The sequence below is a fragment of the Chitinophaga sp. XS-30 genome, from assembly GCF_008086345.1.
In the GTDB taxonomy this organism is placed as follows: domain Bacteria; phylum Bacteroidota; class Bacteroidia; order Chitinophagales; family Chitinophagaceae; genus Chitinophaga.
In genome coordinates this window covers 588,022-614,013 of sequence record NZ_CP043006.1, presented here as the reverse complement: position 1 = coordinate 614,013, position 25,992 = coordinate 588,022, and the positions used below count along the sequence as shown (strand labels likewise).

Sequence of the window (25,992 nt, the reverse complement as noted above, 5' to 3'; positions counted from 1 at the left end):
CAGATGAAAATGCCTTATTTTACGTTTTTAGGGATATTTATGCAGCACAAGCGTATTCATTTCAGGATTTTACTGGTCGTGACCGCCCTGTTGGCCGGCGCCTTTACCGGGAAGGTGAAGGCCCAGCAGGAGATGAGCTATGTAGGAGAGCTTGGCTTTACCGCAGGTGGCGCGCATTATTTCGGGGATATCAACACCAGTACGGGCCTCCAGGCCGTAAAACCGGCCGTCGGGATCTTTTACCGGAAGTATTTCAACGATTATGTGGGCGCGCGCGCCCATTTCCGCTTTATGCAACTTGGGTATTCCGATGTTTACAGCAGCAACGAGTTTCAGCAAAGGCGGAACCTGAGCTTCAATTCAGACATTTTTGAACTCGCTTTGCAGGGGGATTTCAATTTCTTCCGTTTTGAGCCGGGGAGCGACGATTACCGCTTTTCTCCTTATCTGACCCTCGGCCTGTCCGCCTTCCATTTTAATCCCTATGCTTATTATAATGATGAAAAATACTTTCTGCAGCCCATGCATACAGAAGGGCAGGGCACTGCAGCTTACCCTGAGCGCAAGCCATATTCCCTTTTCTCTTATGCCTGGTTGATGGGCGGAGGTGTGAAATACAGTCTTAGCCGGCGGCTGAACCTTGGGCTGGAAGTACTTTTCCGCTTTACGCAGACGGATTATCTGGATGATGTCAGCACCACCTATGTGGGTATTGACGCCTTTGCGCTGCGGCCGGATGGAAGCCCTACCATGGCCGCCATCCTGCAGGACCGTTCCAATGTTACCGGTACGCCCATAGGTGTAGCGGGACGTCAGCGGGGAAATAGCAGGGATAAGGACCAGTTTGCGACCATTGAGCTGACACTGGGTATTCTCTTCACTTCTTACCGCTGCAAGTTCTAGGCAGGCGCAGCGGGCGTTTACAGGCCATGGAAGCCGTTATTGGCCGCCTTTCCCGTTAAAACTACGTTAAAACCACCTGATACCCTTTGCCGGAAAGGGCATAAAGTTATTTTTGTATCTTTGCACACTTTTAGTAAATCTGTTTTAACGCGCCTGAATAGTCATGAGTTTGAAGGATCAACTGGACCTGCAACGACTGCCACGCCATATCGCTATTATCATGGATGGTAATGGACGATGGGCCAAAGAAAGGGGGCAGGATCGGCTTTACGGGCATCATCAGGGAGTAGAAAGTGTGCGGGATATCGTGGAAGGTTGTGCCGAACTGGGCATCGAATACCTTACTTTATACGCATTTTCTACGGAGAACTGGGATCGGCCGGTGTACGAAGTGAACGGGATAATGGAGCTGCTGGTAACAACCATCCGCAAGGAGGTGAGTACACTTAACAAAAATAACATACGCCTGCACGTGATCGGTGATATGACCATGCTGCCTGGAAGCTGCCTGCGGGAGCTGAAAGAAGCTATGGACATCACTGCTCCGAATACAGGCCTCAATCTCGTTATGGCGCTGAGTTACAGTGCCCGCTGGGAAATATTGCAGGCCGCGCGCAGTATCGCAAAGGATGCGCAGGCCGGTAAACTGAACCCGGACGAGGTTACATCAGAGATATGGGAAAAATACCTATGCACCGCAGGGTTGCCGGACCCGGAATTAATGATCCGCACCAGCGGCGAACACCGTATAAGCAACTTCTTATTGTATCAACTGGCCTACGCGGAATTATATTTTACCAATACCCGCTGGCCTGATTTCCGCAAAGAGAACCTATACGAAGCCATCTTGAATTATCAAACCAGAGAACGTAGATTCGGCAAAACAAGCGAACAAATACAGCAGAATGAAGAAATTGTTTCCTAGAAGCCTACTGGCCGTAGTTTTATGTTGCAGCGCGGGGTTGACAGCGCGCGCCCAGCAAAGGGATACTGTTCCCGCTCCGGAAGCCCGTCCGGCGGATATCAGCCCTTTCAGCATGGCCAGTCCGCAGCAGTACGAAATTGCCGACATCGCCGTCACCGGTACTGAATTCCTCGACAAGTCCCTGCTGCTGTCCCTTTCCGGCCTTGCCGTAGGAGACAAGGTGGTGCTTCCGGGAGATCATTTCGCCAAAGCCATCCAGAGCCTCTGGGGGCAGCGGTTATTCTCCAACATCGCTATTTACATCACTAAAATAGAAGGATCAAAGATCTGGCTGGAAATAGAACTGGCGGAAAAACCCCGCATGTCCAGCTTCTCCTTCAAAGGCATCAAGAAAACCGAGGCGGACGAACTGACCACCAAGGCCGCCCTGCGCAAAGGCAGCGTGGTAACGGAAGCACTCGCCCAGAACACGGTTTCCGTTGTGACCAAATATTATGCAGAGAAAGGTTTCCGTAACGTAACCGTTCGCATGGAAGAAAAGAAGGACCCGCCGCCGGCCATCAACTCCGCCACCGTTATCTTTCATGTCAGCAAAGGCAGCAAGGTGCGCACCAACGATATCCATATCGTAGGCAACGGCAACATAGGCGACAAGTCCATCAAAAAGAAAATGAAAGGGACCAAGGAAACCAGCCGTTTCACCCTGTATCCTGACAATGCCGATGCATGGCAGGACAGCACGGAATATAAAATGGACTACTGGAAGGATCTCGGCTGGCTGTCCGCCACCAAAACGCTGGAAGCCCTGGACCCCTATTTCCGCTTCAAACTCTTCTCCTCTGCAAAATTCAACGACACCAAATACCAGGAAGACAAGGAAAAGATCATCGCATTCTACAACTCCCGCGGTTTCAGGGATGCGCAGATCATGAAAGATACTACCTATCCTTCCCTCAAAGGCAATCTCAACATCGAGATGATGATCGAGGAAGGAAAGAAATACTACTTCGGGGATATTGCCTGGAGAGGGAACACCGTATATAATGATACCATCCTGTCCCGCGTGCTCGGCATCAAAAAGGGCGATATCTACAACCTGGAGCTGCTGAGCAAACGCCTCGGCAACCCTCCCGGCCCTGAAGGCGGAGACCTCGGCAGCCTTTACATGGATGATGGTTACCTGTTCTTCCAGGTAGATCCTGTGGAAGTAGGCATCCGTGGAGATACCATCGACTACGAAATACGCATCCAGGAAGGCCCCCAGGCCACCATCAAGGATATCCGCATCGCCGGTAACGAAAAAACGAATGAGCATGTGATCCGCCGTGAGCTGCGTACGCTGCCTGGCGACAAGTTCAGCCGCCAGAACCTTATCCGTTCGCAGCGCGAAATATCCCAGCTTGGCTTCTTCAACCCGGAGACCATCGGTATCAATCCCGTGCCGAACGTAGCGGACGGTACCGTGGATATCGACTATAAAGTGGAAGAAAGAGCCAACGACCAGCTGGAACTTTCTGCCGGATGGGGCGGTTATATCGGCCTTACCGGTACACTCGGGGTGACTTTCAATAACTTCTCCCTCCGTAATATTTTCAGGAAAGAGACCTTGGACCCGCTGCCCAGCGGCGACGGCCAGAAGCTGAGCGTACGTATCTCCTCCAATGGTAAAGCATACCGCTCCTATAACTTCTCATTTACAGAACCCTGGCTGGGTGGCAAAAAAAGGAACCCCTTCTCGGTGAGTTTCTACAGCACCTACCAGAACCCGAACGCCTTCGCGGAATATTACAATCAGCCGGTAAACAATCCAGGCGCCTATTTCCGCGTACTCGGCGGTTCTGTTTCACTCGGCAAACAGCTGAAATGGCCGGATGACTGGTTCTCCCTGATGTACGCGATCAACTATCAGCGCTATCAGCTGAAAGATTTCAACTACTTCGGCCTGGAAGGTTTCGATAACGGGGTATCCAATAACCTGAGCTTGCGCCTCACGCTCGCACGTTCTTCGGTAGACCAGCAGATCTTCCCGCGCAGCGGCTCCAGCTTCATGCTCTTCGGGCAGTTCACGCCGCCGTATTCCCTCTTCAATCCGGACAGGGACTACACCAAGGAACCGATCCGCGACCAGTTTAAATTTATCGAGTACCAGAAATACCGGTTGAACGCCGAATGGTACGTTCCCCTCAGCCGCCCCCGTGGCGCTGACAATAAATCGCTGGTACTGAAAGTTGCCGCCAAGTTCGGTTACGTTGGCCGGTATAACGATCGTACCAACCTCTCGCCCTTCGGCCGCTTTGAGCTGGGTGGCGATGGTCTGAGCAACTTTGCCGTATATGACCGTGATATCATTTCACAACGTGGTTATCCTGTATATTATACATCGAACCCGAAACTCAACCCGGAAAGCACAGCGCCGCCCGCAGGTTACTCCGGCTTCTCGATGTTCAACAAATATGTGGTTGAACTGCGCTATCCCTTCAGTCTGAACCCCAGTTCAACCATTTTTGGCCTGTTGTTCATGGAAGCCGCAAACGGTTACCGTGACTTCAAAGAGTACGACCCCTTCCGGCTGCGTCGCTCTGTGGGCGTGGGTGCGCGCTTCTATCTGCCGATGTTCGGCCTCCTTGGTTTCGACTATGGCATAGGATTGGATAGGTTAAGACCGGGGAACGGGATGAAGGATGCAGCTAAATTTACCTTCATGCTCGGCTTTGAACCGGAATAAAATATTTATTATATATTGCGTAGCCTGCGTAATACCAGTTGCAGTATTACGTTTGGTATAAGCAATAAGACCAGTAAACCTTTTTCTCATGAAGAAAGTATTCATTACGGCCGCTTTGGTTTTAGGGACGGTATTCGGAGCTTTGGCGCAGCGGTATTGCGTGATCGACACCAAGTATATCCTCGAAAGCATTCCGGACTATTCGGAAGCCCAGAAGAAGATAGATGCGATAGCAGAACAGTGGCAGAAAGAGATCGACGCAAAGTTCCAGGAAGTGGACAGGATGTATAAATCCTACCAGGCAGAATCCGTAATGCTCACCGACGCCCTGAAACGCAAAAGGGAAGACGAGATCATTGCCCGGGAAAAAGAAGCAAAAGACCTGCAGAAACAACGTTTCGGCTATGAAGGAGACCTGTTCAAGAAACGCGAGGAACTGGTGAAACCGATACAGGACAAGATCTACAACGCCGTTCAGAAGCTGGCTGCCAGCAGGATGTACGACTTTGTGCTGGACAAGTCAGAAGGTATCACCGTTATTTTCTCCGATCCGAAACTGGATAAGAGCGAAGACATTCTTAAATCCCTGGGAGTCAAAAAATAATCCCTTAAATACTTGACCTATAACATTTTAATTTCTTTTAAACACAAGACAACATCATGAAGAAGTATGTAATTATTGCACTTGTTGCATTCACCGGTTTATTCAGCGCAAAGGCAAGTGCACAATCCAAAATCGCACACATCAATGCCCAGGCCCTGATCCAGGCAATGCCGGAAACTAAAAAAGCACAAACTGATATCGAAACTTTCGCACAAGGGTTGGAAAGAGAAAGCAAAACCCTGATCGATGAATATAACAAGAAGATGCAGGAGTTTGACAAAGCTTCCCAGGCCACCCCGCCCATGAGCGAAACCATGAAGGAAGTTAAGGTGAAAGAGATCCAGGAAGCTCAGAAACGCATCCAGGACTATGAAACCATTGCCCGTGAGAAGATCGGCACCAAGCAGAATGAACTGCTGAAACCCGTGTACGATAAAGCACGCAAGGCTATTGAAGATGTAGCGAAGGAAAAAGGCTATGCTTATGTGATCGACAGCTCTGAAGGCATGCTGCTGGTATCTCCCGCCGGAGACGACATCCTGGCCGCCGTGAAAACGAAGCTGGGCGTTCAGTAAGAGAGATAAATGTTAAAAAGTTATAGAAAGGCAGGCGGCCGTATGGCAGGCCTGCTTTTGTTTTTAAGGCTTTTTTTCTTTTGATTTTTGATTTTTAAATTTTTACCCTACCTTTGCTTTCCGTTTTAAACGGGGCTGAAGGTATTCGGCCAGCTGAAAACGGGATGGGTATTAAGTTGTCCCCGCCGGACCACTTATAAAAACATAAATTACAAATGAGACGGCAGTCCCATTTGGCCACTGATAAAATATATACTACAAATGAGACTGTAGTCCCATTTGACCACTGATAAAAACATATACTACAAATGAAACGTACTTTTCAACCGCATAACAGACGCAGAAAGAGCGTACACGGTTTCAGAAAGAGAATGGAAACTGCCAACGGCCGTAAAGTATTGGCATCCCGCAGAGCGAAAGGAAGAAAGAAACTGACCGTTTCTGACGAACGTAAGCTGAAATAATCCGCAATAAACGCATATTGCCATAAAAACTTATTCTTTTAACAAGGAAGAGAAGTTAAAAAGCAGGAAAATGATTGAAACGCTTTTTCGGGACGGAAAAGCGTTTTCTGTTTTCCCCTACCGGGTGATCTATATGCCGGCAAAGCTCACTACGGAGAAATACCCCGTTCAGGCCGGCTTCAGCGTATCATCCCGCAAATTCCCCCGTGCGGTAGACCGTAACCGCATCAAACGCCTCGGCAGGGAGTGCTACCGCCTCCAGAAACAACTGCTGTATGATGCCCTGCAGGACACCCCGACCCAACTGGCCGTATTTTTTATCTATACCGACAAAAAAATCCCCGATTTACCTACCCTCCGCGACAAATTTTCGGTAATTTTAGGAAGACTGGCCAAAGCAGCAAAAAGTGAAAAGTAGAGAACGGAAAGATGCAGACATGATGAACGGAGCCGTTCTGCTTTTGGTGAATAATTTTTAACTTTTGAAGAAACTATCGGTTATATTAAGCTTCCCTTTTATTTTTCTGATCAAGCTATATCAATGGTGCCTCAGCCCTTTCCTGGGATCCAGTTGCCGGTTCACGCCCACCTGCTCCCAATACGGCCTTGAAGCCTACCAGAAACACGGTATTTTCAGGGGTACATGGCTCACCGCCCGCAGGATACTGCGGTGCCATCCCTGGGGAGGCCATGGTCATGATCCGGTTCCCTGACACCGGACATCCCTCAACATTTAAATTGTCAACATGCGTTTATCCAAAAAGATCGTACTGTTCTCGCTGCTGGGCCTCTGCCTGGTATTCGTCGCATTCCGCAACAGCGACAAGTACTTCCTCATCGCCAAGAACCTTGATATTTTCGCCGCGTTCTACCGCGAGCTGAATACCTATTACGTGGAGGACCTCCCGCCCGAGAAGCTGATGCACAGAGGTATAGAGGCCATGCTGGAGGAAACGGACCCCTATACGGATTTCGTGCCCGAAGAGAACCTGGATGAACTGCGCTTCATGGCTACCGGCAAATACGGTGGCGTAGGGGCTTCCATCTATACGGACGGGGACTGGACGGCCATTACCGATGTGTACGAAGGCAGCCCCATGGCCAAAGCCGGCGTGAAACCCGGAGACATCATCGTATCCCTGGACGGCAAAAGCGCCAAAGGTATGGCCCAGGAGGATGTCAGCAGTATCCTGAAAGGTAATCCCGGCACCGTGCTGAATATGGTATTCAGGCATCCCCTGAATGGCCAGGAAACACCCCGCAGGATCGTCAGGGAGGATATCAATGTTAAACCGGTCAGCTTTGCCGGCGTGATCCGCAACGACATCGGGTATATTAAAATGACGCAGTTCACAGAAAACAGCGGTCTGCAGGTGCAGGAAAGCTTCGAGCAGCTGAAAAAGAGCAACCCGCAGCTGAAAGGCGTGGTGCTGGACCTGCGCGGCAACCCCGGCGGCCTGCTGGAAGAAGCCGTGACCCTCTCCAATATCTTTATCGACAAGCATCAACTGATCGTCAGCACCAAAGGCAAGGTGAAAAGCTGGGACCGGGAATACAAGACCATGCAGCCCGCCGTGGACCTGAACATCCCGCTGGTGGTGCTGACCAGCCGCTCCTCCGCTTCAGCCGCAGAGATCGTGGCGGGTGCGGTGCAGGACCTGGACCGTGGCCTTGTTGTAGGGCAACGCTCCTATGGCAAAGGACTGGTGCAAACCACCCGTCCCCTGCCCTATAACGCCAAACTGAAAGTGACCACCGCCCGGTATTATACCCCCAGCGGCCGCTGCATCCAGGCGATCGACTATTCCACCCGGAACGAGGAAGGCGAAGCCGATTATGTGCCGGATTCCCTGCGCCGTTCGTTCACCACAGCAGCCGGCCGGCCCGTGAAAGACGGCGGCGGCATAGAGCCGGATGCCAAAGTGGAAAGCACCATGCTCAGCCAGGTAGCCGTGACCCTGCTTCGCAAGCAATATATTTTCGACTATGCCACCCGCTACTATTACGCCCATCCCCAGGTAAAACCGGCAGCCGAGTTCTCGCTTACCGAAGCGGAATTCGAGGACTTCGGGGAGTTCCTGGATGGGAAGGACTACAGCTATAAAACCCGCAGCGAAGAAGCGCTGGAAATGTTCCGCAATACCGCTGAAAGGGAAAAATACTTCGATGGGCTCTCAAAAGAATTCGAAGCGCTGCAGGCCAAAATGAAGCACGATAAAAAGCAGGACCTGCTGCGGAACAAGACCGAGATCAAGCAGTTGCTGGAAGAAGAGATCATGAACCGATACTACCCGCAGCAGGGAAGGATCGAGAAAGGGCTTTCCTGGGATAAGGATGTGGATGAAGCGGTAGCGCTGCTGCATCAGCCGGAGAAATACCAGCAGTTGCTGACCGGGAGAAAGAATTAGGCCGCGGCGCCGGCCATGAGCATGCATTCCCGCTTGCCCCACCGCAAAAATGCAACTCCGGTGGTTGAGCAGGCGCAGCCGCCAGTGCCCCGCCACAAAACGCTCAATCCCCGTAAATCATCAACGAATTGACAATTTATCCGTGTTTTACATTGCACGGGTAAATTGTTTTTCGTTTTTTTATACCTGTTATCTTTATTTGTTTTGTATGAATGCAGTGTTCCGCTACGCCGCCTGGCAGACTTTATTGTCGTTATACACCGGCCCTCCCGGCAGAAAAGTATGATGATTTACAGGATATAATCGTTAAATTAACATTTCCCGAAAACCACGTCCAAACTATAAAAGCAAACAGCATGACAGAACATTCAAAAGGAAACTCACGCCGCGGCTTCATTACCAAACTGGCTAAAGGAGTAGTCGGCGCTTCCCTGTTTCCCGGTATCATTACAGCAGCAGACAGGAAGCGAAGCCTTGAGCAGCTTCGCCGTCAGAAGGACCATTACAGTGCGAACGACCAGATACAGGTGGCGCTGATCGGCGCCGGAGGTATGGGCGTTGCCGATGCATCCACCGCCATCCAGGTGCCCGGTGTGAAGCTGGTGGCCGCCTGCGACCTCTACGATGGCCGTCTCGCCGATGCCAAAAAGAAATGGGGCAGTCACATCTATACCACCCGCGACTACAAGGAGATCCTGGAACGCAAGGATGTGGATGCCGTGATCATTGCCACACCGGACAGCTGGCATAAGGACATATCCGTAGCAGCCATGAACAAAGGCAAAAGCGTCTATTGTGAAAAACCGATGGTGCATGATGTCTCCGAAGGCGCTGCCGTTGTGGAAGCGCAGAACAGGAACAAAGGCATTGTGTACGAAGTAGGCAGCCAGGGCGTCAGCTCCCTGGGTAATGAAAAGGCCCGCGAATTGCTGAAAGACGGCGCTATCGGGCAATTGAACTACGCGGAAGGCTTCTGGGCCCGCATGTCGCCCTTCGGCGCCTGGCAGTACCCCATCCCCGAAGATGCTTCCCCCGCTACCGTGGGCTGGGACGCCTTCATCGCCAACAATAAAAAACGGCCCTTCGATCCGCTGCGTTTCTTCCGCTGGCGGAATTACCGGGATTACGGCACCGGCGTTTCCGGAGACCTGTTCGTACACCTGTTCTCCAGCCTGCACCTGGTGACCGGCTCCATTGGTCCGGATAAGATCATGGCTACCGGCGGCCTCCGCTACTGGAAAGATGGCCGTGAAGTGCCCGATGTCATGCTCGGCATGTTCGATTACCCGCAGACCGATATCCACCCCGCCTTCAATCTCTCCCTCCGGGTGAACTTTGTAGACGGTACCGGCGGTACCAATTACCTGCGCATGGTAGGCAGCGAAGGCTCCATGACCGTGGAGTGGGACAAAGTAACCCTCTATCGCAACAAAGCCTACGCCGCTACGGACGATCCCCTGTTGCAGACCAAAGAGCAGAAAGATACCGGCAAACAATACGTGTACGAGCGGAAAGATATGCTGCCGCCGGACAAGCTGGAGTATGCCGCGGAGGAAGGATATAAAGGCGCGCACTTCGATCACTTTTACAATCTGTTCAATGCCATGCGCACAAAAGGAAAGGTCAGTGAAGACGCCCTGTTCGGCTTCCGCGCCGCAGCGCCTGCATTGCTGTGCAACGACAGCTATTTCGAGAACAAGATCATGTACTGGGACCCGAAGAACCTGAAAACCGTAAACAAGTAAAATACTAACAGATGAAAAGATTATTGCTCCCGGCAGCCTGTGCTATTGCCATTGCAGCGGCCTCCTGCGGGAATAATCCGAACAATCAGGGCTCCGGTGCGGATACGGCCATCGGCAGCGCAAACAGAGCAGCCATGGAACCTCCCGCCAATACCCTCACTGCTGAAGAGCAGGCCGCAGGATGGAAGCTCCTGTTCAACGGCAATAACCTGGACGGATGGCGTATCTATAAAAACAAGGAATCCAATACCTGGGGCGTACTGGACGGCACGCTCCACTGTACCGGCAGCGCTACCGACAAAAGCGATATGCGCGGGGACCTCATCACCAATGACCAGTATGAGAACTTCGAGCTCGAAGCAGACTGGAAGATCGCGCCGCAGGGCAACAGCGGTATCCTTTACCTCGTGACCGAAGAATTTGACGCACCCTACATGAGCGGTCCGGAATACCAGCTGATAGACGACGAGAACTTCCCGGAAAAACTGGAAGACTGGCAGAAATCAGGCGCCAATTACGCCATGGACCCGCCTTCCAAACTGGCGGCAAAACCAATAGGCGAGTGGAACCACACAAAGATCGTCGTGAACAACGGTCATGTTGAGCACTGGCTGAACGGAGAGAAAGTGGTGGATTCCGAAATGTGGACCGATGAATGGCAGAAAAAGAAAACCTCCGGTAAATGGAAGGAATACAAAGGGTACGGTGTGGCGAAAAAAGGACATATCTGCGTGCAGGACCACGGCAGTGAGATATGGTTCAAAAATTTCAAGATCAGGGAATTGTAGTATCGCCGTAATGGCGTGAATAATAAAAAGGCTGTATCAGGAATCTCCGATACAGCCTTTTTTCTGAAAATGCTTTTACAGCCTTAGAACCTTTTGCTTACTGCATCCCAGTTCACAGCGTTCCAGAAAGCGGCCAGGTATTCGGGCCTGCGGTTCTGGTATTTGAGGTAGTACGCATGTTCCCATACGTCCACACCCAGAATGGGCTTGCCTTTAACTTCCGCAACGTCCATCAGGGGATTATCCTGGTTAGGCGTGGAAGTGATCTCCAGCTTGCCGTCTTTCTCGATCAGCCATGCCCAGCCGGAACCAAAGCGGGTAGCGCCTGCAGCATTGAATTTTTCTTTGAATGCATCAAAAGAACCGAAAGTACTGTTGATCGCATCCGCCAGTTTGCCGGTAGGAGTGCCGCCGGCTTTGGGGCCGAGGCTTTCCCAGAAGAAGCTGTGATTCCAGTGACCACCGCCGTTATTCCTTACTGCCGGGCTGATGCTGCCGGCATTGGCTACCAGTTCTTCCAGTGATTTATTCTCGTGCTCCGTGCCTGCGATCGCCTTATTCAGGTTGTCAACATAAGCCTGGTGGTGCTTGCCGTGATGGATCTCCATCGTTTGCTTGTCGATGTGCGGTTCCAGCGCATCCGTAGCGTACGGCAAAGCAGGAAGTGTAAATGCCATAATCCAATTTTTTATGGGTTAAAGAATTGCTTTTTTCTTAGAGCATCAAAAATACTGCCTAATGAGGGAATTGTCAAACCTTTATGAAAACCCCGATCCGGGGAGGCCCGGCATGTTAACAACGGTTGGATATATGGCCAATTCTTTTATATTTACATAAAGGTGTTATAACCGTTACTTAGCATTTAATTATATTCGTATAGTATTCATCGTTAGTTTTCACTATTGTTTGTTTAAAACAAATATATGCAGGACATGGGCACAGAACCACGCGATTCTCTGGAAACGTTGATTTCGGAGAACGCGCAATTGAGGAGCCGGCTTGAACATCTGGAGGCAGTTGTACATAAAATGCCTGCAATGATATATACTTCCAACAATTCCCAAAAGGCCGTCAACTGGTGTAACCGGCAGCTATCAGACACAATGGGTTATTCCCTGGAAGAGATCCTCTCACTCGGCACCGACTTTTTCAAAGCCATCACTCACCCGGATGACGCAGCCATTCTTGATATTTCCCAGCAATCGTTCCAGGACAAGAAAGGGATGTTTGGCGGCCTGCTGCGGGTGCGCAAGCGGGGGCAGAACGAATGGGTATGGCTGGTAGGATTAGGGCTGCCCTTCACTTTCGACGGAGAAGGGAATGTGGAAGACGTGATCTGCGTGTTCCTGGATTTCTCCTATGCCATCGACACCGGCAGCCAGATCAGCGAAGCATTGCGGGAACTGCTCCGCCGCCGGAACGAAGATGTGCTGAACAAGCTGACGGCAAGGGAAAAAGACATCTTCATCCTGGCAGCGCGCGGCCATAACAACAAAGAGATCGCAGAGAAACTCAACCTCAGCAGATATACCATTGAAACCCATCGCAAGAATATCCGCCTCAAATTAAAAGTGCGCAATACCCCGGAACTTGTTGCCCTGGCCAAACAGATCGGTTTGCAGTAATTCTCCGAAACGAATAGCAATTGCAAACAAATGAATATTTTTTACCATTGATAATCAGTTTACATATTTCCATTTCTAATTTATAACGGCCGGGGACGCACATTTCCGCGCGATTTGGACGCGCCCAAAAATACCCAAGCTTGGGTATTTTCCGGGGAGTCAAACTCCACTAAATTAGTAGCCTGAATTAGACACGGAGTTCATTTGGATAGTTTTTTGAGGTAATACTTATCACTATGATAACCGAAGAGAAGGCGTATGATATACTGGCTTTGGACCAATCCGCCACGTCCGAGGAAATAACGGCCAGATATCAGGTATTAAAAGACCAGTACAAAAAAATCAGAGAAGAAACGGAGGACCTGAAAACCCGGCTTGCCTATCAATTGAAACAGATTGAGCTGGATGATGTATTTATATATCTCAGGAACTGCCAGAAAGTATAAATAAGACCTGCCTGATGCATGGTCATTGCCTTTTGCGGACAACGTTCATTCGTTGTTTGTTGCCCTTGTAAACGCCACGTTTTTACCGGTCTTGCATCCTGAATTTGGAAACCCTGAAAACCCCGCTGCCCGGAGTGATGGTGCTGATATATCAGGCCGTCATTGCCTGAAGCCCCATTACATCGGACAGCCCCAGTCTTTCCCTGCTTGCCGCAGGTTCGGCCATATCCTTTATTGTTTTCTTTTGCCGGAGAAAAAACCCTTCACCAACTGGAGGCTTTCTTCCCCGCAAGGGCCTGTTTCTACCTTTGTCTTTGGATGAAAAGGCGATGTATTGCCGGTTACGCGGCGATACCCGTTCCTGTCATCTGCCGCCGCATACACGATGCGCCCGATCTTGCTCCAGTACAATGCTCCCGCGCACATCACACAAGGCTCCAGGGTCACGTACAATGTGGCTTCCGGCAGGTATTTGGCGCCGAGATAATTGAAAGCCGCCGTCAGCGCTATCATTTCCGCATGCGCCGTACAATCCGTGAGCATCTCCACCTGGTTGTAACCCCGGCCGATGATCTGCCCGTTCATCACTACCACCGCGCCGATGGGCACTTCATCCTTTTCCAGTGCTTTACGGGCTTCCTGCAGGGCCTGCCGCATGAAATGTTCATCGTTCATCATTCTATCATCTTTATAAAATCATCTTCAGACAAGATCTTCACCGTATTGATCTTCTTCGCCTTTTCCAGTTTGCTGCCGGCATCTTCCCCTACCACCAGGTAGTTGAGCTTGCTGCTCACCCCGCTCACGATCTTGCCGCCATGCTGTTCCACCAGTTCTTCAGCTTCACTGCGTTTCAGCTTGTGCAGCGTGCCGGTGAACAGGAAGGTCTGCCCGCTTAACGTTCCTTCTGCGGACAGCGCGCCTTTGGTGCTGTGGAGGTTCAGGCCCAGCGCTTCCAGCTTTTGCAGCATCTGCACATTATCCTCATTACTGAAAAATTGCCGCACCGATCCGGCTACTTTGGGCCCGATATCTTCCAGTGCCAGCAACTGCTCTTCCGTAAATCCCGCCATATCTAGTAAATGTTCTACCGCATGGGCGAGTGTTTTGGCCGTGGTCTCCCCCACATACCGGATACCCAGTCCGAATACCAGCCGGTGCAATGGCTGGGCCCTCGATTTCTCTATAGCGGCCTGCAGGTTGCTGACGGATTTCGGGCCGAAGCCTTCCAGCTGGCCGATAGCATCAAAGTCCAGCGTATAAATGCCCGGCACATCTTTCAGCAGCCCGAGGGTATAGAACTTGCGCACATTGCTCTCCCCGAGGCTGCGGATATCCATCGCATCTTTGCTGACGAAGTGGATCATCCTTTCCACCACCTGCGCTTCGCAGTTGATGTTCACACAGCGCCACACGCTCTCGCCTTCGGGTTTGAAAAGCGCATCCTTGCAAACGGGACAGTTTTTCGGGAAGACGATATCCGTTTCGCTGCCGTCGCGCAGGTCTGCCATCGATTTTACGATATAGGGGATCACATCGCCCGCTCTTTCCACCAGTACGGTATCCCCGATCTTCAGGTCTTTTTCCCGGATCACATCTTCATTAAAAAGGCTCATGGAACCTACCATCACCCCGCCGATAGGCACGGGGTCTATCTTGGCTACCGGTGTAACGGAGCCGGTGCGCCCCACCTGGAATTCCACGGCCCGCAGCTTGCTGGTACCCTGCCGCGCTTTGAACTTGTACGCCATCGCCCAGCGGGGATGATGCGTGGTCATGCCCATCCGGTCCTGCAGCTCATAACTGTTCACTTTGATCACCATGCCATCGATCTCGTAAGGCAGGTCATCCCGCCGGCTTTCGTATTCCAGGCAATAATCGATCACGGCCTGTATGCCGCGCACCACCTTCATTTCTTTTGCGGGGCTGCGGAAACCCAGCTGTGCCAGCATATCCAGCGTACCGCTGTGCGTCAGCAGCGCAGGCGGCTCTTCCTTGTTCTCTATCATCGTATGATAGCTCATATTGTACAGAAAGGCTTCCAGTCCCCGTTTGGCTACCTCGTTGGGATCAACGATGCGCAACGAGCCGGAGGCTGCGTTACGTGGATTGGCCAGCGGCGGCAGGTTCTCGCCCGTCCTTTGCTCATTCAGTTTTTTAAAGGTGTTTTTATTGATCAGCACTTCCCCGCGCAGCTCTATCTGTTGCAGGCCGTAAGCGGAGAAGCTGGCGGTAAGGGGAATGGAGCGGATCTGCCGGATGTTGACGGTGATCTCGTCGCCTTGCACGCCATCGCCACGGGTAGCGCCGCGCACCAGCCGGTCATCTTCATAGATCAGTGATATGCTGGCGCCGTCAAATTTCGGTTCGATGCAATACTCGATTTCATCCAGCCCGCTGATCTCGCGGGCTTTCCGGTCCCAGTCCAGCAGATCATCCGCATCATAGGAGTTTTCGAGACTGAGCATGGGCACCAGGTGCTGCACGGTGGGGAATACTTTGGTCAGCCCCTGCGCTACGCGCTGCGTGGGGGAATCCGGCGTTACCAGTTCCGGATGTTCTTTCTCCAGCTGCTTCAGCCAGGCAAAAAGCTGGTCGTACTCCGCATCGCTGAGAATGGGATCGTCCTGAATATAATAGCGCCAGTCGCTATGCCGGAGCACCTGCCGCAGCGAGTCTATCATATCGCTGGGGGACTGCTGCGGGGGCTTTGACAGTAATGTCTGCCCCAGCCGGGCCAGCGTAATTTCCGTTTCCTTCGTGTACATCATAAATTGCTATATCAAAACACTGCCGTAAATTTAGTCTTTCCTTTAACGCAAGTATAGGAAACAGCCGGGTAAAATTTTGGAGCACAGCAATATTTGCAGACCCTTACAAGAAAAACACGATAGATGAAATACCTCTCCCTAGTCTTCATACTGTTATTGTTTATTGGTTGTGCCCGCCCGGAGCAGGCGGACCTGATCATCCATCACGCCAGGATATACACGGTGGATTCCGCATTCACGGTAGTGGAAGCCATGGCGGTGCGGGACGGCATTATTATCGCCACCGGCAGCAACGATCTCATACAGCGGAAATTCTCTGCCGATTCCGTGATCGATGCCGGCGGAGCTGCGGTGTATCCGGGTTTCAACGATGCGCATGCGCATTTCTGGGGATATGCCACGTCTTTCCTGCAAGTGGACCTTACCGGCACCCGCAGCTGGGATGAGGTATTGCAGCGGACAAAAGCCTTTGCAGCGGATCATCAATCGGCCTGGGTACTGGGCCGCGGGTGGGACCAGAATGACTGGCCGGAGCAATCTTTTCCGGACAAAGCGCGGCTGGACAGCCTTTTCCCGCATACGCCGGTACTGCTGGAACGGATAGACGGGCATGCTTCCATCGCCAACAGCGCCGCACTGGCCGCAGCAGGCATCAAAGCCGGGCAAACACTCAAAGGCGGCACGATAGAAGTACGCAACGGCAGGCTTACCGGCATACTGATCGATAACGCAACGGGCCTGGTGGCGGCCAAAGTGCCCGATCCCGCACCCGTGGAAATGGAAGCCGCGCTGCTGAAGGCACAGGCCAATTGTATCGCTGCGGGGCTGACCAGTGTTACGGATTGCGGTCTTGCCCTGCCGCAGGTCGCCTTCCTGGATAAGCTCTATGCGGAAGGGAAGCTGCAGTTGCGCCTCAATATCATGCTGAGCGACAGCCGGGAGCATATCGACCATCTTGTGCAGCATGGCCCCATAGTGAAAGAGCGTTACCAGGTGCGGGGGATAAAATTTTATGGGGATGGGGCCCTCGGTTCGCGGGGGGCATGCCTGCTGCATGATTACCATGATAAACCGGGCTGGAAAGGGTTCATGCTGAAAGATGCGGCGTATTTTGCGGAGCAGGCCGCTTTGCTGGCGGGTACGGATATACAGATGTGTACCCATGCCATCGGGGATTCTGCGAACCGCACCATTCTTCGTATATACGCAGACGTGCTGAAAGGGAAAAACGACAAGCGCTGGCGAATAGAGCATGCACAGGTCGTAGACGCGGCGGACTTCGGGTGGTTTGGCGACAACAATATTGTGCCATCGGTGCAGCCCACCCATGCGACGTCAGACATGTACTGGGCGAAAGACCGCCTTGGCGATGAAACGGTAAAACACGCCTATGCCTTTAAGGAACTGCTGGAACAGAACGGCTGGATGCCTTTGGGGACCGATTTTCCCGTTGAGCGCATCGATCCGCTGCTGACCTTTTATGCCGCTGTGGTGCGGAAAGATGCCGCCGGCTATCCGGCCACGGGCTTTCAACCGGAGAATGCGCTGAGCCGCGAAGAAACCCTGCGCGGCATGACCATCTGGCCCGCCCGCGCATCGTTTGAAGAGCTTGTCAAAGGCAGCCTGGAGCCCGGCAAAAAAGCGGATTTCATTATTGTAGACCAGGACCTGCTGAGCGTTCCTGAAGCACAGCTGCTGCAAACGAAGATACAAGGCACATTTATTTCCGGCGTCCGGTTATGACGGGCAGGAGATTATCATTATATTTATTATTGTTCCACGCTTTCCACCGTTATGAATACCAAGAACATTAATACCCATCTCACGGAGATACGGGATTATTTCAAGGCAGCTATTTCTATTGATTGTGTCATTTTCGGTTTTGATGAAGATGTGCTGAAAGTGCTGCTCATCGAATCCGATCTCAATGAATTCAAAGGCAAATGGTCATTGCTCGGCGATATCGTGCGGCCTGATGAAGACCTCGAAGAAGCCGCTTACCGGGTGTTGCGGGAGCGTACCGGACTGGAGGATGTGTATATGGAACAGGTGCAGGCTTTCGGGGCAATAGACCGGCATCCCGCCGGCCGTGTGATCTCCATCGCCTTTTATTCCCTGGTGAACATCGGGCATGTGGAACTGAAGACCCACAATAACGACCTGCATTGGCATGCCGTCAGGGATATCAGCCACATGGCATTCGATCACCGCGAAATACTGGCCACCTGTTATCAGCGGCTGCAGCATAAGGTCATTGAGCAGCCCATCGGCTTCAACCTCCTCCCCAAAAAGTTCTCGCTCCGCGAACTGCAGAACCTCTACGAAGCCATACTGGATGTGAAGCTGGACCGCCGGAATTTCCGCAAGAAATTCTTTGCAATGGACTACCTGGTTGACCTCAACGAAGAAGAACAGGCGGTAAAGCACCGGCCCGCAAGGCTGTACAAGTTCAACCAGGAGAAGTACAGCCAGCGGCAGAAGAAAAGCCTCGGATTTTAGTCCGATATTGATTTTCAATTATTTAGTTCCTGCCGGTTAGCCCGCGAAACAGCTGTTCCTGCTTTTTTATAATAAGGATCATAAAAAAATTGGTTTTTAACAAAAATTTAATTAAGATTGTGTAAGATATACACACTAGCATATTAGCGTTATATCGATATTGACTGTAGCCAGAGACCAGATTCTAAATTGCACAATTCAACTATTTTATTTTTTAACAGGAAACTCTAAACACGCGTACACATCGCCATTTATTTACCCGATGGCATCCAACATACTTTTTGTTTGCATTTTATCGATTCCACGTTATGAATTAGCAGGATTTTCATTTTAACACTTTCCTGCATCCGGAGGCTGACTCGCAAGGATTTTCCTTTTAAGTCAGCCTCTTTTGTTTTTTATCCATCGATAACCGATTGCGGTTAAACAATTTCAAAGGATTCATCTTCCCTGTTCAATTGATACTAAATTTCGGCCAGACCACGCTACAGCGCCTATTTTCGTAACTTGCGCGCATGTCTTATACACCACAACATAAGGTCCGCATAGTTACCGCGGCCGCTTTATTCGATGGTCACGATGCTGCCATCAACATTATGCGCCGCATTATGCAAAGCACCGGCGCGGAGGTGATCCACCTCGGGCATAACCGTTCGGCTGCCGAGATCGTGGACTGCGCCATCCAGGAGGATGCGCAGGGTATTGCGGTGACCTCTTACCAGGGGGGGCATATCGAGTTTTTCAAGTACATGTACGACCTGCTCCATGAAAAAGGCTGCGGGCATATCCGCATCTTCGGCGGCGGCGGCGGCACCATCCTGCCCTCCGAGATCGAAGAGCTGCAGGCCTATGGCATCACCCGTATCTATTCGCCGGACGATGGCCGCAGGTTCGGATTGGGCGGGATGATCGAAGACGTGATCAAACAATGCGATTTCGCCACCGTGCAGCAGGGCGACTGGAAGCTGGACAGCGAAGCGCTGCATACAGATGCATCGCCCGAGATCGCCAAAGCCATTACCTATGCGGAGAACTTTGCCCTCAATGGCCAGCTGGCGGGACTGAAAAAAGCAGCCAAAGCCACGCCCGTGTTGGGCATCACCGGCACCGGCGGCGCGGGAAAAAGCAGCGTGACAGATGAACTGGTACGCCGTTTCCTGCGGGAATATGATAACAAGACCATCGCGGTGATATCCGTGGACCCTTCCAAGAAAAAGACCGGCGGCGCCCTGCTGGGAGACCGCATCCGGATGAACAGCATCCACCACCCCCGCGCTTACATGCGCTCCCTCGCCACCCGGGAAAGCGATAAAGCCATCAGCCTCCACATCCAGGAAGCGATAGACATCTGCAAGGCCGCCGCTTTCGACTTCATCATCCTCGAAACCTCCGGCATCGGCCAGAGCGACACTGCCATTGTGGATTACTGCGATGTGTCCATGTACGTGATGACACCCGAATACGGTGCTGCCTCCCAGCTGGAAAAGATCAACATGCTGGACTATGCGGACCTCATCGCCATCAATAAATTCGATAAAGCCGGCGCGCTCGATGCCCTGCACGACGTGCGCAAACAATACAAACGCAACAATAATCTCTGGGAAGCCAAAGAGGCGGAACTGCCGGTAGTGGGCACCATCGCCTCCCAGTTCAACGATCCCGGTGTGAACCAGCTGTTCGACCGCCTGATGCACCGCATCCTGGAAAAGACGGGTATCCACTTCGGGGAAGACCATCCGGATAAACCGGTATCCGCCACCTCCACCAAATCCATGATCATTCCGCCCGCAAGGGTGCGCTATCTCGCGGAGATCGTGACCACCATCGGGGAATACGGCGCCTGGGTAACCGAGCAATGCACTATCGCCACGCAATGGTACCAGGTGGAAGGCGCGCTGCAAATACCCGGTCTCCGCCATCCGGAAGACCTGCAGGAGATCAGCAGCCACCTGCAAAGCCAGCTGCATGCGGACTGCAAAGCTCTCATCACAAACTGGCCCGCACTGCAGGAGAAATACCGCGCGGACCATTATGCCTATAAGGTGCGGGACAAAGAGATCAAGCTGCCGCTGTACACCGAAAGCCTGTCCCATTCCCGCATCCCGAAAATATCCCTGCCACAGTATAAGGACTGGGGCGATATCCTCCGCTGGCAGCTCACGGAAAACCTGCCCGGTGAGTTCCCTCACGCAGCCGGGGTGTTCCCGCTGAAACGGGAAGGCGAAGACCCCACCCGCATGTTTGCCGGGGAAGGCGGTCCCGAGCGTACCAACAAAAGGTTCCACTATGTATCGGTAGACCAGCCGGCAAAACGCCTGTCCACTGCATTTGACAGCGTGACCCTGTACGGCGAAGACCCCGCTTACCGGCCGGATATCTACGGCAAGATCGGTAACTCCGGGGTGAGCATTGCCACGGTAGACGATGCGAAGAAACTTTACAGCGGTTTCGACCTTTGCGATCCGAAAACCTCCGTATCCATGACCATCAACGGGCCCGCGCCCATTCTGCTGGCCTTTTTCATGAATGCGGCGATAGACCAGGAATGCGAAAAATATATCGCGGCGAACGGCCTTACGGAAAAAGTGGAAGCCATCATCCGTAAAAAATTCAAAGACCATCCCCTGCCGCAGTACAATGGAGCGCTGCCCAAAGGGAATGACGGCCTCGGTCTCCGCCTGCTCGGAGTTTCCGGCAGCGATGTGCTGGAGCCGGAAGTCTATGAAAAGATCAAGGCCCATGCCCTCAGCACCGTGCGCGGTACCGTACAGGCAGACATCCTGAAAGAAGACCAGGCGCAGAACACCTGCATCTTTTCCACCGAATTTGCGCTCAAGCTGATGGGCGATGTGCAGGAATATTTCATTCAGCGTAAAGTGCGGAACTTCTATTCCGTGAGCATCTCCGGCTACCACATCGCGGAAGCCGGCGCCAATCCCATTACCCAGCTGGCCTTTACGCTGGCCAACGGCTTCACTTACGTGGAGTATTACCTGAGCCGCGGCATGCATATCGATGACTTTGCGCCGAACTTGTCCTTTTTCTTCAGCAATGGTATGGACCCCGAATACGCGGTGATCGGTCGCGTTGCCCGCAGGATCTGGGCCAAGGCCATCAAATACAAGTACAAGGGGAACGACCGTTCGCAGAAGCTGAAATATCATATTCAGACCTCCGGTCGCAGCCTGCATGCGCAGGAGATCGACTTCAACGATATCCGCACTACCCTGCAGGCCCTCTACGCGATATACGACAACTGCAATTCCCTGCACACCAATGCGTATGACGAAGCCATTACCACGCCCACGGAAGAAAGCGTGCGTCGCGCGATGGCCATTCAGCTGATCATCAACCGGGAGCTTGGCACCGCGAAGAATGAAAACCCCAACCAGGGCAGCTTTTTCACGGAAGAGCTGACAGACCTGGTGGAAGAAGCCGTGCTGGCCGAGTTTAACCGCATCACCGAACGCGGCGGTGTACTGGGCGCGATGGAGCGCATGTACCAGCGCAACAAGATACAGGAGGAAAGCCTGTATTATGAATCGCTCAAGCACACCGGCGAGTTCCCCATCATCGGTGTGAACACCTTCCTGAACAAAAACGGCTCTCCTACGGTGATCCCCGCCGAAGTGATCCGTTCCACAAAAGAGGAGAAGGAGTTCCAGATCAATACCCTGCAGGCTTTCCAGGAAAGGCATGCCGGCCAGTGCGCTGCAAAGCTGCAGCAGTTGCAGGATGCAGCCGTGCGCAACGGGAACCTTTTTGACGAGTTGATGGAAACGGTGAAGTATTGTTCACTGGGGCAGATCACGCATGCATTGTACGAAGTGGGGGGGCAGTATAGGAGGAATATGTAGTATCTTTCCGCCATGCAACCCGCATCAACTTATCAGCAACGCATCAGCGTATTCGACAAGCAACTGGCACAGACAGCGGCACATCTGCGGAACCTCAGTGTGGTCCGCCTGGTATGCTTTATCGGCATACTTTTTTTCGGTTATCAGTATGTGGCTTCCGCCTTTATATTGACCTGGCTGCTGATCGCCATGGCATTGGTGATCGCTTTTGTGGTGTCGCTGGTCTTCTATCAGCGGGGAAAGGACCGGCAGGCATTGCTGCAGGCGCTGCTCAGCCTGAATGAAAAAGAGCTGAAAGTTGTCACCCATCATCAATCCGATTTTGAAAACGGTGAAGAGTTTATGGATGACCGGCATGACTTCTCCGGCGATCTGGATGTGTTCGGCCCTTCTTCTCTTTTCCAGTTCCTGAACCGTACCGGCACGCTTTCCGGCCGGGCGCATCTGGCCCGTTCGCTGCAGCAACCCTTGCAGGATGCCGGGGAGATCAGGGCCATGCAGGAAGCGGTAAAAAAGTTATCCGCACAGATCAGTTTCCGGCAGGATTATACGGCTCATGCACAATTATCGGGCGAAGGGAAAGATGATGTCAAATCCATCCGCCAGTGGCTGGACGCGCCGATGGCGTTCCGGCACCGAAGGGTGTTGCTGGTGCTTTGCTGGGCTATTCCGGCGCTGCTGTTGGGCGCGGTGGCGTATTACGCTTATAGCGGCGATTATGCACCGATCATATTTTTACTGGCCGTCAACTGGGCGATATTATTGCTGAATGTCAAAAAGGTCAATACCCAGCACCTGCTGTTATCCAACAAGGAGAAGCTGCTGCGGAAATTCGCGGTGTTGCTGCGGATGATCCGGCAGGCGGAGTGGGAAGGCGTTCCCTGGCTGGAAGCACGGCAGCGTACCGCCGCCGAAGCCGATGAAGCGCTGCACCGGCTGGCCGCCATCAGCAATCTGCTGGACCAGCGCCTGAACCTGCTGGTAGGCTTTTTCCTGAACTCTTTCATCCTGTACGATCTCCATTGCGCCTATCGCCTGGAACGCTGGAAATCCGCGTACCGCAAGGGCGTGGATGAATGGTTCAATGTGATATCCGAGCTGGAGACCGCCAATAGTCTGGCCACCTTTGCGTATAACCATCCGGCATATGCTTACCCGGAGATCAGCGGAACGCCGGGAGTGAGCGGCCGTGGGATCGGGCATCCGCTGATCCCGGCGGGGGAATGTGTGGCGAACGACGGCAGTATCGGGCATGGGGAGCAATTCCATATCATTACCGGTTCGAACATGTCCGGCAAAAGCACTTTCCTGCGCAGCGTGGGTGTGAACTGGCTGCTGGCGATGACCGGTGCGCCGGTATGTGCCGCCGGCTTCTCCTGTTACCCGCTGCGGATCATGACCTCCATGCGCATCCGCGATTCCATCGCCCGGCATACGTCTTATTTCCAGGCGGAATTACAACGGCTGCAACAAATCATCCGGGTATTGAAGAGCGGGGAGACCGTTTTTATTATCCTGGATGAGATACTGAAAGGCACGAACTCGGAAGACAAGCTGGCAGGCTCCCGGGAGCTGATCCGGCATTTTATGCAATATAACTGTCTGGGTATGATCGCTACGCACGACCTGGAGCTGGGCGGGCTGGAGCAGGAATATCCGCAGCAGATCCGCAATTACTGCTTTGAAAGCAGTCTGGATAACGGCCGGCTGCATTTCGACTACCGCATGCGGCCCGGCATAGCGCGGAACAAGAACGCTACTTTCCTCATGAAGCAGATGGAAATAATTTAATTTTTTAAAGCTAATAAATTTAGTATTTTTACTAAAATTATTAGTGCAGATGACCATCCCATTTTCCGATGCACCGCAAGAGAACCCTTACTATAAAGGCAGAGGCGCCCAGGTTAACCCGAAGAACAGGTACCTGGCGCAGGAATATGCGCAGGAGCATATCGAGGGGATAGATGAATGGTGGCAGGCGGACACCCCAACACAGATCTTCGAAGAGCGCGCCAAAACGCTGGTCAACAAGGTAGATAGTCCCGATGTAGGCATGTGGTATTCCATGAACCCTTACCAGGGTTGTGAGCATGGCTGCATTTATTGTTATGCCCGGAACTCTCATCAATATTGGGGGTTCAGTGCGGGGCTTGATTTTGAGCGGAAGATCGTGGCGAAGCAGAATGCGCCGGATCTGCTGCGCAAGTTCCTGGAAAATAAAAAATGGGTGCCGAAGCCTATTTCCCTTTCGGGCAATACGGACTGTTACCAGCCTTTGGAGCGGAAGATGTGGCTGACACGTCAGTTGCTGGAAGTGGCCTGGGAGTACCGGCAGCCGGTGGGCATTATCACAAAGAATGCGCTGGTGCTGCGCGATAAATATATCCTGCAGAAGATGGCGGAGCATAACCTGGTCTGTGTATTTGTGTCCATCACCACGTTGCAGGAAGACCTGCGGCAGAAAATGGAGCCGCGTACTGCTACGGCGGTGCAGCGGTTGCGGGTGCTGAAGGACCTGAGCGAGCTGGGTATTCCCGTGGGGGTAATGACGGCGCCGATCATTCCGGGGCTGAACGATCACGAGATACCGCGGTTACTGGAGGCCGCGGCGGAGCATGGGGCGAAGCAGGCCGGGTACACGGTGGTACGGCTGAACGATGCCGTGAAGATCATTTTCAACGACTGGTTATACAAGAATTTTCCTGACCGGGCGGATAAGGTGTGGCATATGATCGAGAGCCTCCATGGCGGGCAGGTGAATGACAGCGATTTCGGGCGGCGTATGCGGGGCGATGGTAACTTTGCCGACCTGATCAGGCAGCAGTTCAGGGTGCAGGCGAAGCGGCTGGGGCTTAACCAGGAGCGGTTCGAGTTCAATACCAGCCTGTTCCAGCGGCCGCAGAGCCAGTTGAGATTGTTTTAGGGAGATGTACAGGATTGTCGTTAGCCGGGAGGCGGGTAAGTGCTTGCGACGGTGGGGCCTGAGGCTGTCAGGCATGTAATAGAAATGTTGTATCCAGTGTGGCCGTCCGGTAGCGCCGCCGCTTCGGGAGATTTAACAGCCGCCGTTAGATAAAAGTTAAAGTGGTAGTATTCAGCGGGAAAGGTAATGGATGGGCGGTAAATGGAATGAACTTTGCAGGTATAGGACGCGGTTGCGAAGGCATGAAAGGAATGCCGCCAGCATAATGTGAATGATTCAATTCAGGCAAACGGGGGAATAATACCACTGCTATATGTTATGGGGAATCATACTACTGACGAATACTGTTTACAGGACCGGATGCTTCATTTTGACATGACGAATGCGGTTTATAAAAAAAATGCAGAAGAAACAATTTTTTAATCAAAAAAATTGTGACAGAAGAAAAATACTCTTTACTTTTGCATTAGATAAAACAAAACTGAAAGCAGTGTCACGCAATTGTATTTTTAAGGTAATGGTCTCAACACGCATGCAAAAGCAGGCGGAGAGGCTGATTGCGGGCAGTTATAACAGGAATTAACAGAAGTTATCCGAAGATATAACAGAGGTCCCGCAGCAACTGCGGGGCCTTTTTTGTTTTAGTGATGTAATGAAGAAGGAACTGACAAACATAGTATCTGTAGAGAAGCTAAGCATGGCAAAAGCGCCAGGGGAAAGGTGTATGCGATACA

At 52.3% G+C, this 25,992-nt stretch carries 21 protein-coding genes; 18 read left to right on the top strand and 3 right to left on the bottom strand.

The annotated features are described in order from the left end of the window. Nucleotides 1–3: 3 nt before the first annotated feature. From FW415_RS02505 to FW415_RS02455, 11 genes are all read left to right on the top strand, one after another. Nucleotides 4–903 (top strand): DUF6089 family protein, encoded by a 900-nt coding sequence (locus FW415_RS02505; protein WP_148382724.1) that lies wholly within the window; start codon nucleotides 4–6, stop codon nucleotides 901–903. A 163-nt stretch (nucleotides 904–1,066) separates the two neighbouring features. Beyond that, complete coding sequence (locus FW415_RS02500; protein WP_148382723.1) at nucleotides 1,067–1,828, top strand: isoprenyl transferase; 762 nt, start codon at nucleotides 1,067–1,069, stop codon at nucleotides 1,826–1,828. Continuing rightward, the gene (locus FW415_RS02495; RefSeq protein ID WP_148382722.1) at nucleotides 1,809–4,553 is read left to right on the top strand and encodes an outer membrane protein assembly factor; all 2,745 of its coding nucleotides are present in this window, start codon (nucleotides 1,809–1,811) and stop codon (nucleotides 4,551–4,553) included. Before FW415_RS02500 ends, FW415_RS02495 begins: the two co-directional genes overlap by 20 nt. Before the next feature lie 88 nt (nucleotides 4,554–4,641). Beyond that, entirely contained in the window at nucleotides 4,642–5,157 is a 516-nt protein-coding gene (locus FW415_RS02490; RefSeq protein WP_148382721.1) for an OmpH family outer membrane protein, read from the top strand. Between the two features lie 56 nt (nucleotides 5,158–5,213). Further along, a complete protein-coding gene (locus FW415_RS02485) occupies nucleotides 5,214–5,732 on the top strand; it encodes an OmpH family outer membrane protein (protein WP_148382720.1) in 519 nt (172 codons plus the stop codon). A 308-nt stretch (nucleotides 5,733–6,040) separates the two neighbouring features. Further along, on the top strand, nucleotides 6,041–6,196 hold the full coding sequence (gene rpmH / locus FW415_RS02480; RefSeq protein ID WP_012788729.1) for a 50S ribosomal protein L34: 156 nt from the start codon (nucleotides 6,041–6,043) through the stop codon (nucleotides 6,194–6,196). Nucleotides 6,197–6,212: 16 nt separating this feature from the next. Beyond that, nucleotides 6,213–6,614: a ribonuclease P protein component gene (locus FW415_RS02475; RefSeq protein WP_371417054.1), complete on the top strand. Its 402-nt coding sequence runs from the start codon at nucleotides 6,213–6,215 to the stop codon at nucleotides 6,612–6,614. A 64-nt stretch (nucleotides 6,615–6,678) separates the two neighbouring features. Then, nucleotides 6,679–6,909 (top strand): membrane protein insertion efficiency factor YidD, encoded by a 231-nt coding sequence (gene yidD / locus FW415_RS02470; protein ID WP_148382718.1) that lies wholly within the window; start codon nucleotides 6,679–6,681, stop codon nucleotides 6,907–6,909. Between the two features lie 33 nt (nucleotides 6,910–6,942). Continuing rightward, on the top strand, nucleotides 6,943–8,604 hold the full coding sequence (locus FW415_RS02465; RefSeq protein ID WP_148382717.1) for a S41 family peptidase: 1,662 nt from the start codon (nucleotides 6,943–6,945) through the stop codon (nucleotides 8,602–8,604). 356 nt (nucleotides 8,605–8,960) lie between these two features. Beyond that, nucleotides 8,961–10,349, top strand: coding sequence for a Gfo/Idh/MocA family protein (locus FW415_RS02460; RefSeq protein ID WP_148382716.1), 1,389 nt, complete (start codon nucleotides 8,961–8,963; stop codon nucleotides 10,347–10,349). Between the two features lie 11 nt (nucleotides 10,350–10,360). After that, nucleotides 10,361–11,137: a DUF1080 domain-containing protein gene (locus FW415_RS02455; RefSeq protein ID WP_148382715.1), complete on the top strand. Its 777-nt coding sequence runs from the start codon at nucleotides 10,361–10,363 to the stop codon at nucleotides 11,135–11,137. Between the two features lie 83 nt (nucleotides 11,138–11,220). On the opposite strand, the gene FW415_RS02450 is transcribed toward FW415_RS02455, so the two are convergent. Beyond that, nucleotides 11,221–11,814, bottom strand: coding sequence for a superoxide dismutase (locus FW415_RS02450; RefSeq protein WP_148382714.1), 594 nt, complete (start codon nucleotides 11,812–11,814; stop codon nucleotides 11,221–11,223). A 360-nt stretch (nucleotides 11,815–12,174) separates the two neighbouring features. Between FW415_RS02450 and FW415_RS02445 the strand changes: the two genes are divergently transcribed. Both FW415_RS02445 and FW415_RS02440 read left to right on the top strand, forming a co-directional pair. Continuing rightward, the gene (locus FW415_RS02445; protein ID WP_168208633.1) at nucleotides 12,175–12,762 is read left to right on the top strand and encodes a LuxR C-terminal-related transcriptional regulator; all 588 of its coding nucleotides are present in this window, start codon (nucleotides 12,175–12,177) and stop codon (nucleotides 12,760–12,762) included. A gap of 236 nt (nucleotides 12,763–12,998) precedes the next feature. Beyond that, entirely contained in the window at nucleotides 12,999–13,208 is a 210-nt protein-coding gene (locus tag FW415_RS02440) for a hypothetical protein (protein WP_148382712.1), read from the top strand. Nucleotides 13,209–13,439: 231 nt separating this feature from the next. On the opposite strand, the gene FW415_RS02435 is transcribed toward FW415_RS02440, so the two are convergent. Both FW415_RS02435 and ligA read right to left on the bottom strand, forming a co-directional pair. Beyond that, on the bottom strand, nucleotides 13,440–13,886 hold the full coding sequence (locus tag FW415_RS02435) for a nucleoside deaminase (RefSeq protein WP_148382711.1): 447 nt from the start codon (nucleotides 13,884–13,886) through the stop codon (nucleotides 13,440–13,442). Continuing rightward, complete coding sequence (gene ligA / locus FW415_RS02430) at nucleotides 13,883–15,979, bottom strand: NAD-dependent DNA ligase LigA (RefSeq protein ID WP_246858883.1); 2,097 nt, start codon at nucleotides 15,977–15,979, stop codon at nucleotides 13,883–13,885. The genes FW415_RS02435 and ligA overlap by 4 nt, the downstream gene beginning before the upstream one ends. Nucleotides 15,980–16,102: 123 nt before the next feature. Between ligA and FW415_RS02425 the strand changes: the two genes are divergently transcribed. The 5 genes from FW415_RS02425 to FW415_RS02405 all read left to right on the top strand — a co-directional run bounded on the left by FW415_RS02425 (nucleotide 16,103) and on the right by FW415_RS02405 (nucleotide 25,258). After that, nucleotides 16,103–17,722, top strand: a complete 1,620-nt coding sequence (locus FW415_RS02425; protein WP_148382710.1) for an amidohydrolase — start codon at nucleotides 16,103–16,105, stop codon at nucleotides 17,720–17,722. Nucleotides 17,723–17,773: 51 nt separating this feature from the next. Continuing rightward, nucleotides 17,774–18,478, top strand: coding sequence for an NUDIX domain-containing protein (locus tag FW415_RS02420; protein ID WP_148382709.1), 705 nt, complete (start codon nucleotides 17,774–17,776; stop codon nucleotides 18,476–18,478). 515 nt (nucleotides 18,479–18,993) lie between these two features. Further along, a complete protein-coding gene (locus FW415_RS02415) occupies nucleotides 18,994–22,335 on the top strand; it encodes a methylmalonyl-CoA mutase family protein (RefSeq protein WP_148382708.1) in 3,342 nt (1,113 codons plus the stop codon). 12 nt (nucleotides 22,336–22,347) lie between these two features. After that, a complete protein-coding gene (locus FW415_RS02410; protein WP_148382707.1) occupies nucleotides 22,348–24,126 on the top strand; it encodes a hypothetical protein in 1,779 nt (592 codons plus the stop codon). Nucleotides 24,127–24,175: 49 nt separating this feature from the next. Then, entirely contained in the window at nucleotides 24,176–25,258 is a 1,083-nt protein-coding gene (locus tag FW415_RS02405) for a PA0069 family radical SAM protein (protein ID WP_148382706.1), read from the top strand. Nucleotides 25,259–25,992: the final 734 nt, after the last annotated feature.

What these genes read in the sequence shown, in the direction of transcription:
- FW415_RS02490 (WP_148382721.1), top strand. Translation starts at nt 4,642, where the DNA reads ATGAAGAAAGTATTCATTACGGCCGCTTTGGTTTTAGGGACGGTATTC.
- rpmH (WP_012788729.1), top strand. Translation starts at nt 6,041, where the DNA reads ATGAAACGTACTTTTCAACCGCATAACAGACGCAGAAAGAGCGTACAC.
- FW415_RS02440 (WP_148382712.1), top strand. Translation starts at nt 12,999, where the DNA reads ATGATAACCGAAGAGAAGGCGTATGATATACTGGCTTTGGACCAATCC.
- FW415_RS02425 (WP_148382710.1), top strand. Translation starts at nt 16,103, where the DNA reads ATGAAATACCTCTCCCTAGTCTTCATACTGTTATTGTTTATTGGTTGT.
- FW415_RS02485 (WP_148382720.1), top strand. Translation starts at nt 5,214, where the DNA reads ATGAAGAAGTATGTAATTATTGCACTTGTTGCATTCACCGGTTTATTC.
- FW415_RS02455 (WP_148382715.1), top strand. Translation starts at nt 10,361, where the DNA reads ATGAAAAGATTATTGCTCCCGGCAGCCTGTGCTATTGCCATTGCAGCG.
- FW415_RS02405 (WP_148382706.1), top strand. Translation starts at nt 24,176, where the DNA reads ATGACCATCCCATTTTCCGATGCACCGCAAGAGAACCCTTACTATAAA.
- FW415_RS02495 (WP_148382722.1), top strand. Translation starts at nt 1,809, where the DNA reads ATGAAGAAATTGTTTCCTAGAAGCCTACTGGCCGTAGTTTTATGTTGC.
- FW415_RS02505 (WP_148382724.1), top strand. Translation starts at nt 4, where the DNA reads ATGAAAATGCCTTATTTTACGTTTTTAGGGATATTTATGCAGCACAAG.
- FW415_RS02465 (WP_148382717.1), top strand. Translation starts at nt 6,943, where the DNA reads ATGCGTTTATCCAAAAAGATCGTACTGTTCTCGCTGCTGGGCCTCTGC.
- FW415_RS02410 (WP_148382707.1), top strand. Translation starts at nt 22,348, where the DNA reads ATGCAACCCGCATCAACTTATCAGCAACGCATCAGCGTATTCGACAAG.
- FW415_RS02445 (WP_168208633.1), top strand. Translation starts at nt 12,175, where the DNA reads ATGATATATACTTCCAACAATTCCCAAAAGGCCGTCAACTGGTGTAAC.
- FW415_RS02415 (WP_148382708.1), top strand. Translation starts at nt 18,994, where the DNA reads ATGTCTTATACACCACAACATAAGGTCCGCATAGTTACCGCGGCCGCT.
- ligA (WP_246858883.1), bottom strand. Translation starts at nt 15,979, where the DNA reads ATGATGTACACGAAGGAAACGGAAATTACGCTGGCCCGGCTGGGGCAG.
- FW415_RS02460 (WP_148382716.1), top strand. Translation starts at nt 8,961, where the DNA reads ATGACAGAACATTCAAAAGGAAACTCACGCCGCGGCTTCATTACCAAA.
- FW415_RS02450 (WP_148382714.1), bottom strand. Translation starts at nt 11,814, where the DNA reads ATGGCATTTACACTTCCTGCTTTGCCGTACGCTACGGATGCGCTGGAA.
- FW415_RS02420 (WP_148382709.1), top strand. Translation starts at nt 17,774, where the DNA reads ATGAATACCAAGAACATTAATACCCATCTCACGGAGATACGGGATTAT.
- FW415_RS02435 (WP_148382711.1), bottom strand. Translation starts at nt 13,886, where the DNA reads ATGATGAACGATGAACATTTCATGCGGCAGGCCCTGCAGGAAGCCCGT.
- FW415_RS02500 (WP_148382723.1), top strand. Translation starts at nt 1,067, where the DNA reads ATGAGTTTGAAGGATCAACTGGACCTGCAACGACTGCCACGCCATATC.